General features: G+C 69.5%; 6 protein-coding genes. 3 read left to right on the top strand and 3 right to left on the bottom strand.

Features of this window, described 5'->3' with window-relative positions; genetic code table 11:
- The 3 genes from GWI24_RS35930 to GWI24_RS35920 form a co-directional block, all read right to left on the bottom strand.
- Window positions 1-1,207: RNA polymerase sigma factor (locus tag GWI24_RS35930; RefSeq protein WP_374103375.1), on the bottom strand; the 1,207-nt coding region annotated here is incomplete at its 3' end.
- Between the two features lie 137 nt (window positions 1,208-1,344).
- Window positions 1,345-2,886 (bottom strand): long-chain fatty acid--CoA ligase, encoded by a 1,542-nt coding sequence (locus GWI24_RS35925; protein WP_210950229.1) that lies wholly within the window; start codon window positions 2,884-2,886, stop codon window positions 1,345-1,347.
- The gene (locus GWI24_RS35920; protein ID WP_210950228.1) at window positions 2,883-4,424 is read right to left on the bottom strand and encodes a class I adenylate-forming enzyme family protein; all 1,542 of its coding nucleotides are present in this window, start codon (window positions 4,422-4,424) and stop codon (window positions 2,883-2,885) included. Before GWI24_RS35920 ends, GWI24_RS35925 begins: the two co-directional genes overlap by 4 nt.
- A gap of 260 nt (window positions 4,425-4,684) precedes the next feature.
- Here GWI24_RS35920 and hemA point away from each other — a divergent pair, with 260 nt between their 5' ends.
- From hemA to GWI24_RS35905, 3 genes are all read left to right on the top strand, one after another.
- Window positions 4,685-5,932 carry a 5-aminolevulinate synthase gene (gene hemA, locus GWI24_RS35915; RefSeq protein ID WP_308344200.1) on the top strand — a complete coding sequence of 416 codons (1,248 nt, stop codon included), beginning with the start codon at window positions 4,685-4,687 and terminating at the stop codon, window positions 5,930-5,932.
- Between the two features lie 538 nt (window positions 5,933-6,470).
- Window positions 6,471-7,100 (top strand): hypothetical protein, encoded by a 630-nt coding sequence (locus tag GWI24_RS35910; protein WP_210950226.1) that lies wholly within the window; start codon window positions 6,471-6,473, stop codon window positions 7,098-7,100.
- The gene (locus tag GWI24_RS35905) at window positions 7,097-8,164 is read left to right on the top strand and encodes an arylcarboxylate reductase (RefSeq protein WP_210950225.1); all 1,068 of its coding nucleotides are present in this window, start codon (window positions 7,097-7,099) and stop codon (window positions 8,162-8,164) included. The genes GWI24_RS35910 and GWI24_RS35905 overlap by 4 nt, the downstream gene beginning before the upstream one ends.
- Window positions 8,165-8,250: the final 86 nt, after the last annotated feature.

Here is an 8,250-nt window from a genome sequence, read left to right as displayed (position 1 = left end):
TCGTCGGAGCCGGCGAATCCGTCGTCGGGCCCGACGACGGAGCCGCCGGGGTGGCCGTGGGCGCAGAGGTGTTCGCGCGGCCGGCCGGGGCCATGTCGTCCCCGTCGGACATCAGGAGGGCGACGGTGAGGGCCACCGCCGCCACGGCCGCCACCGCGACCAGCGCGGCCGTCGCGGGCGGCCGGGAGCCCGTCCAGGCCCGGCGGCGCCAACGTCCCACGGACCCACCGTCCATCGGCACATTCGCCGCGACACCGGTGGGCCCCACCGGGGGATACGGCGGCGGGGGAGCGGGGACCAAGGGAGGCTCCGGCCGCGGCGGCTCCGCGGGCGACGGCGCCGCCGACCCCACCGAGGGCACACCGCCGACCGGTTCCGCCGTGACGTAGGACGTTCCGCCCCACCCCAGGAGCCCGTCGGCGATCACGGGCCGAGGGTCCTCGTCCATCCGTAGCAGTTCGCCGTACACCCCGGCACACGAAAGGCAGCCGGACAGATGACGGTCCAGGTCATCGCAGCGCCGGGGGTTGTCCGGCCGTACCGCCGCCTCGATGAGGCCCCGGAACCCCTGACACGTGTGCTCGCCACCACGCTCCAGATGGGTCCGCAGCCACGCCTCGCGCAACGCGCCCAGAGCCGTCTCCCGGAGCGTGGGCACGGTGTGCGGCGCCACCCCCGCGAAGGTGGCCACCACCGTGTCGGGTTCCTCCTCCACCACGCTGTACCACAGGACATCACGGGTGCGCGTCGAGAGGGTGAGGAAGCCGCCGAGCATGGCCGAACGCTCCCTCGGCCCCGGATGTCCGGCCGCACCGCCGGTGGCGGCACCGGAGTGGCCGAGCCACTCGGTGAACGCGGGGTCCAGCCGCTCCTCCCGGCTGCCCTCCGCCCAGTTGGCGGCCACCCGCTGGACGAGCAGCAGCAGATGGTGGCGCCACGGTCCCCAGGGATCGATACCGCGGCAGGTCTCCTGCGCGGCGAGGCCGAAGGACAGGTCGGCGAGCTGGTCGGCGTCGGTCTGGGTCCTGACGCAGAGCCGGGCGTAGGACAGCACCGCCGGATGGTGGCGCTTCCTCAGTTCCTGGGTGGCGGGGAGGGCGGTGGGCGCCCCGGAGCGGATCCGTTCGGTGAGCTCCGTGTCGGACAGTTGGGCGTGCGACCGCTGCCCGGCGGTGGCATCGGGTTCGGTTCCGTGCGGGTCGGTCACCCTCACCACTCCTCGCGTCACCGACAGTGAGATGAGTGCCCATAGTGGTGGAGGGCGCGGGTGCGGGTAAAGGTATCCGCCAGGAACTCCCCTGAGGCGACAAATCTTTACCGGTCGGTTGGCTACCGGTCGGTTGGCTACCGGCCGGTGGTGAAGCGGCCGACGAGTTCGCGTTTGAGCACCTTGCCGCTGGGGCCCAGGGGGAAGGCGTCGATGAACTCCACCCGGCGGGGGTACTTGTGCCCGGCGAGCCGTTCCCTGGCCCATTCCACGATCCCGGAGCCGAGTGCCGCGTCCGGAGCCGTCCCGGGGCGTGGCCGCACCACGGCGCACACCTCCTCGCCGTATATCTCGTCGGGCAGTCCGATGACGGCCACCTGGGCGATGGCCGGGTGGCGCATCAGCACGTCCTCCACCTCGCGCGGGTAGACGTTGTATCCCCCGCGCACCACCAGGTCCTTCTTGCGGTCCACGAGGGTGAGATAGCCCTCCGCGTCCTTGGTGCCGAGGTCGCCCGAGCGGAACCACCCGTCGACCAGCACCTCGGCCGTGGCCTCCGGGCGGTTGAGGTAACCGGCCATCACATTGTGGCCACGGATGACGATCTCACCGACCGCGCCCGTCGGCAGCAGTTCGACGCGGTCCTCCACATCGGCCGCGGCGATCTCCGCCTCGACACCCCAGATCGGGCGCCCCACCGTCCCTGGTTTACGTGGCCACGCCTTCTGGTTGTAGGCGACCACGGGTGATGCCTCGGTCAGCCCGTACCCCTCGTAGATCGGGCAGCCGAAGACCTCCTGGAAGTCCTCGAGCACCTTCACCGGAAGCGCCGAGCCCCCGGAGAAGGCGCGGTCGAGGGCGGGGCGGCGGGGGTCCTCGGCGGCGGCGTCGAGCAGGGCCAGATACATGGTGGGCACTCCCATGAAGACGGTGCACCCCTCGGTGACCATCAGGTCCAGCGCCCGGGGGCCGTCGAACCGGCTCATCAGCGCCATCGTGCCGCCCGCCAGGAAGGTGGTGCTCATCCCGCAGGTCTGCCCGAAGGTGTGGAACAGGGGCAGACAGCCGAGCAGTACATCGTCGGGGCCGAGGTCGAACGGCGAGCGCATCGTGGTGCTCACGTTCATCACCAGGTTGAAGTGGGTGATCATCGCGCCCTTGGGATGGCCGGTGGTGCCCGAGGTGTACAGGACCACGGCGAGGTCGCCAGGCTCGCGCGGAACACACCGCTCGATGGGCTCGGCGCCTTCGGCGAGGGCGTCCAGCCGCGGACGGCCGCCGTCGTGCTCCTCCAGCACGGTGACCACCGGTACTCCGGCCACCTCGGCTCCCTTGGCGCCCTCGGTGAGCATCGGTGCCCCGCACACCAGCACCTTCGACTCCGAGTCGCGGAGCACATGGACGATCTCGTCGGCGCGCAGCAGACCGTGCACCGGGACGGCCACGGCGCCGAGCGCCAGCACCCCGTAGTACACCATCGGGAAGTGCGGGGTGTTCGGCAGCAGCAGCGCCACCCGGTCGCCGGGGCCGATGCCCTGGTCGCGCAGTACGGCGGCGTACCGCCGGGTGGCGTCCCACAGCTCGCGGTAGGCGATGCGCCGCGAGCCGAAGACGAGCGCGGGGTGGTCCGGGCGACGCAGCGCCGATTCGGCGAGCACCGCCGCCGCGGTGAGCGTCATGCCCCGGCCCGCTGGGCGGCCAGCCGCTGCTTGTCCGGCTTGCCCGCACCGGTCAGCGGAAGGTCGTCATGGAAGGTGATGGCGGCCGGCACATGCTTGGGCGAGAGTTCACCGGACACATGGTCGAGCAGTGAGGTGAAGTCCGCGACGCCACCGGGCCTGAGCACCACGGCGGCGTGGATGTGCTCCACCCGGTCCCCGTCGGCCACTCCGTACACCGCGGCCTGGGCCACATCGGGGTGGGTCAGCAGCGCGTTCTCGACGGCGGTGGGATGGACCTTGATCCCGTTGGTCTTCATCACCTCGCCCACCCGGCCGTGCAGCCGCACATAGCCGCGCTCGTCGAGGGAGCCGAGGTCGCCGGTGCACACCCAGCCGTCGCGTACGGCCTCCGCGGTCAGCTCCGGCTCGCGCCAGTAGCCGAGCATGTTGAACGGCGACCGTACGCAGATCTCGCCGATCTCGCCCACCGGCAGATCGCGCTGGTCCTCCAGGCCGCGGATGCGCACCTCGGCGGTCAGCCGGCCGGCGGTGGACCGCAGTTCGGGGTCGAAGTGGTCCGGCGGGGCGAGCACGCTGATCCCGCTGGTCTCGGTGGTCCCGTAGAACTGCAGCAGCACCGGGCCGAACACCTCGACCGCCTCGGCCAGCCGGGCCGGGGCGGCCGGGCAGCCGCCGTAGGAGATGATCTGGATGCTCGACAGATCGGTGTCCTTGATGGACGGGTGGTCAACCAGCATGTACAGCTGCGGAGGGGTGAGGGTGAGCGCGGACACCCGGTGGCGCTCCACCGCGTCGAGCACCGCGCTCGCGTCGAAGCCCTCGTGCAGCACCACCGTGCCACCGGAGGCGAGGGCGAGGTCTGCGCCGGAGCCGTTGGAGTGGCTCACCGGCAGCGTGGACAGATAGGTGATCGGGCCGGGCGCCTCAAGTCCCGCCCGCAGATAGAGAGTTCGGACGCGGAAGGGGAGTGTCACACCCTTGGGGCTGCCGCTGGTGCCACTGGTGAACAGGACCACGGCCGGGCGCTCGGGGTCGGTCTCCACGGCCGTCAGATCGAAGGCGTCCGCGTCGCCCGTGGTCAGGTCCAGCACATCGGGGCCGAGGGAGCCCAGCGCGGCGAGCCGTGGCGGCTCCGGCAGACGCTCGCACAGCTCCCGGGCCAGGCCCAGGTTCTCCTCGTCCACGGCGAGGAACGTGGCGCCGGTCTTCTTCAGAATCTCGTGCCGCTCGCGGGTGGCCAGCTGATCGGTGGGGTCCACCGCGTTGGTGGAGTGCAGATGGACCACCGTGGCACCGATGAGGTTCGCCGCATAGCGAAGAATGATGGTGGCCGGGGTGTTGGCGACCGTCAGTACGGCCACGACCGGAATTTCTTCTTCCGCTATCTGGCGGCGCAGCAATTCCGCCGCCGCGACCACGGCGCGGGTGAACTCGCCGGCGGTGAACCGCTCATCGTCGCGGAGCAGGGCAACCCGCTCCGCATCGGCTGATAGAGCCTCGAGGACCCGTCGGACGTAATTGTCGGTCGGAGACATCGAAACTCCAGTTCGCCGTGTGCCGATGAGTTCAAGGTGCCGTTTCCCGCTGAAGGATGACACCCTGCCTCCGGCATGGCAACCTTCTTCCATCCACCCGTCAGTTTCTTGCCGTGAAACCGGGTCGGGTGTGCGGAGGTTGCCTTTCGGCATACCGATTGACGGCCGACCGCATGTAGATTGGCGCCGGCGGGGGGTCGTTACGGCTCATCCCGCTTTCTGCGCTATCCCCAAGTAGCCTAAAAGCGAAGTGAGTGGACGTGACGACCCAATATCTGGACCTGTTTTCGCGCCTCACCGAGGGTTCTGACGGTGGAAAGCGAGAGTTCCTGGAGATCGGACGGCTCGCCGGTCAGTTCCCCGCCGCCAGCGTCAGCGGCGTCGAGGACACCTCCCGGATCAGCGTCTGGTGCAGCAATGACTACCTCGGCATGGGCCAGCACCCCGCCGTCCTGGAGGCCATGAAGGAAGCCGTCGACGAGTACGGGGCGGGCGCCGGCGGCTCGCGCAACATCGGCGGCACCAACCACTGCCACGTACTGCTGGAGAAGGAGCTCAGCGCGCTCCACGGCAAGGACGACGCGCTGCTGTTCACCTCCGGCTACACCGCCAACGACGGCGCGCTGTCCGTCATCGCGGGCCGCATGGAGGGGTGCGTCGTCTTCTCCGACGCGCTGAACCACGCCTCCATCATCGACGGCCTGCGCCACAGCGGCGCCCAGAAGCGGATCTTCCGGCACAACGACACCGCGCACCTCGAGGAGCTGCTCGCCGCCGCCGACCCCGACGCGCCCAAGCTGATCGTCACCGAGTCGGTCTACTCGATGAACGGTGACATCGCGCCACTCGCGGAGATCGCCGACATCGCCGAGCGCCATGGTGCCATGACCTTCCTCGACGAGGTGCACGCGGTGGGCATGTACGGCCCGCAGGGCGCGGGCATCGCGGCGCGCGAGGGGCTGGCCGACCGGTTCACCGTCATCATGGGCACGCTGGCCAAGGGTTTTGGCACCAACGGCGGGTACATCGTGGGCCCGGCGGAGGTGATCGAGGCGGTGCGGATGTTCTCCCGCTCCTTCATCTTCACCACCGCGATGCCGCCCGCCGTGGCCGCCGCGGCGCTCGCCGCCGTCCGCCATCTGCGCTCCTCGGAGGCCGAAAGGGAACGGCTGTGGGCAAACGCACAGTTGATGCACCGGCTGCTGAAGGAGCGCCGGATCCCCTTCATCTCCGACCTCACCCACATCGTGTCCGTGCTGGTGCGGAACGAGGCCCTGTGCAAGCGCATGTCCACGGCCCTGCTGGAGCGGCACGGCATCTATGTGCAGGCGATCAACGCGCCGAGCGTACGGGCCGGCGAGGAGATCCTGCGGGTGGCACCCGGAGCCGTGCATTCCACCTCCGAGGTGGAGATGTTCGTCAAGGCCCTTGACCAGGTCTGGGAGGAGCTCGGCGGTCCCCGCGAGGACATCGCAATACGGTTGCGCAATGGGGCCGGCCGGGGTTAGGCAAAGGTGGTGCAAGGGGTGTCGATCTTGCTTGACACGCCTTGGCGGCGAGAGGTTTGATGAGCGAACGCGAACAGCTGGGCGATTCTTGAGACCCGCTAGCGGAACGGGGATCTCGGGGGAGCAGTTCATGGGGTGCCGCGGCGATGTGGCACGCTTTGGCCCGGTGCGAACGGGCGGAAACGGGGGTTTCGGGGTGACGCTTGCGTATGTCCTCGACGGTGGTATGAACGATCAGCCGGGAGCCGGCGCAGAGCTGTATGAACTCTTTCCGAGTGTGCAGCGCACCTATCAACGAATCGCCGAGTGGACGGGTATCGACGTCCAGCGGATATTCGAAGAAGAACGGCAACCCGGACAGGAGCACCGACAAGGGATCGGTGCCATTCGTCAGGCCGCGGCCGTATTAGGAATTGCGGATGTTCTCGCCGAGGAATACGGCATAACACCGGCCGCCGTATGCGGACTGAGTTTCGGCGCACTGGTCGGCGCGACACTCGCCGGAGCCGTCGAGCGTCAGGATCTCTTCACCCTTTTGATGCGATTGCGGGAAGTACCCCCGCCGGCCGCGGACAGCGGCCCGCAGGCCGTCGCCATGCTGCGGATTCCCTACGACACCGCCCCCGACGACCTGCTCGCCGACGTCCCCGATGTGTATCTCTCCGCCGACCTCGGGAAGGTCGGCACGGGCCAGGAGCGCATGGTGCTGCTGGGCGGCTACCGCTCCGCGCTCCAGGGGTTCGGCGCGGGGTTCCCGGCCGGCGCGCTGCATGTGTCCGACGACCACGGCGCGGCGTTCCACTCGCCGCTCCAGCAGCACATCAGCGACTTCCTCGAGCCCACGCTGGAGGCCATGACCTTCCATGACCCACGGGTGCCCGTGCACTCGTGCATGGAGCGCAAGGCCCTCACCACCGCCGAGGAGATCCGCGATCTCTTCCGCCGTAACCCCACCGCCCCCGTGAGTGTCCCGCACATGATCGGCGGACTGGAGGACGGTGGCACCGAACTGGGCCTGGTGCTCGGCCCCGCCGCGTTCGGCACCTTCCAGAGCGCGGCGTTCCCCGTGGTCCACGTGGAATCTCCGGACCACGTCTTCGAGGCGATGACCGCGGTCTACGACTTCGGCATCGAACTGCCCTCCGCGGAAGCCGGGGTGACCCAGTGAAGGACGTGACCGAGCAGATCGATCAGTGGCTGTCGCAGGACATCGACGCCTGGACCCGCCGGGTCGTCCGCCGCCACTTCGACCCCGACACCGGTACCCCGTACTGGCTCAAGCGCGCCGCTGAACTCGCCATCGACCCACGGGACATCACCCGCTACGACGAGCTGGCCGCGTTCGGCCCCATGCCGCTGGGCGACCTGCGCACCCTGGATCCCGCCGAGCTCGTGCCCCAGGCAGTGCCCAGGCCATTGACCGGCCGGATCTGGGACTCCGGAGGCACCACCGGCAACCCCTGCCGGGTGTTCTACACCGAGCCGATGCTCGAGCACCGCGCCGCCTGGCGGCGCTGGGTGATCGAGCGCGAGGGATTCGAACCGGGCCGCACCTGGCTCCAGGCCACCCCCACCGGACCGCATCTCATCGGACACGGCGCCGTGGACCTGGCCGACCTCTACGACGGTCGGGTGTACGGCATCGACTTCGACCCCCGCTGGGTCAAGCGGCTGCTCCGCGACGGCAGGCTGAAGGACGCGCAGGAGTACACGGCCCACATCACCGAGCAGATCGCCGCGGTTCTGGAGCATCAGCCGGTCGACTACCTCGTCACCACCCCGGCCCTGCTGCAGGCCCTGATCAAGGCGAGGCCCGAACTGGTGGCGCGGCTGAAGGGCGTACGGCTCAGCGGGACACACGCCACCCCCGCCATGCGCAGATCCTTCCACAAGGCTCTGGGCGGCGGACTGGTCGTCGTCACCTACGCCAACACCTTCGGCAACACCGTGGGCCTGCCCGCGGAGGACGACGGCGCCCTCATGCCGTACCTGCCGAACTACCCGCAGGTGACCATGGCGGTCGTCGACAAGGACGACTGGTCCAAGGTGGTCGGATACGGCGAACAGGGCCAGGTCCGGCTGACTGTCCTGCACGACGACCTCTTCCTGCCCAATGTGCTGGAGCGCGACCTCGCGGTGCGCTACGACACGGGCCCGGAGTGGCCGTGTGACGGCGTCGCCAACGTCAAGCCACTCCAGGTCGTGCGTTCGGCGCCGGAAGGCATCTACTAGGCCCCGCCCAGACCCACAAGACATCCACGAAGCCCGGGGAACACGGTCCACGAATCACGGACTGCGGGCCACCGGCCACGGGACAT

The organism is Streptomyces sp. MK37H, from assembly GCF_018035285.1.
Taxonomy (GTDB): Bacteria; Actinomycetota; Actinomycetes; order Streptomycetales; family Streptomycetaceae; genus Streptomyces; species Streptomyces endocoffeicus.
The sequence above is the reverse complement of the archived record's forward strand: the minus strand, read 5'-3'. Positions and strand labels throughout refer to the sequence as shown.

Coding starts and splice junctions, on each gene's coding strand:
- GWI24_RS35910 (WP_210950226.1), top strand. CDS start 6,471: ATGCGATTGCGGGAAGTACCCCCGCCGGCCGCGGACAGCGGCCCGCAG.
- GWI24_RS35920 (WP_210950228.1), bottom strand. CDS start 4,424: ATGTCTCCGACCGACAATTACGTCCGACGGGTCCTCGAGGCTCTATCA.
- GWI24_RS35925 (WP_210950229.1), bottom strand. CDS start 2,886: ATGACGCTCACCGCGGCGGCGGTGCTCGCCGAATCGGCGCTGCGTCGC.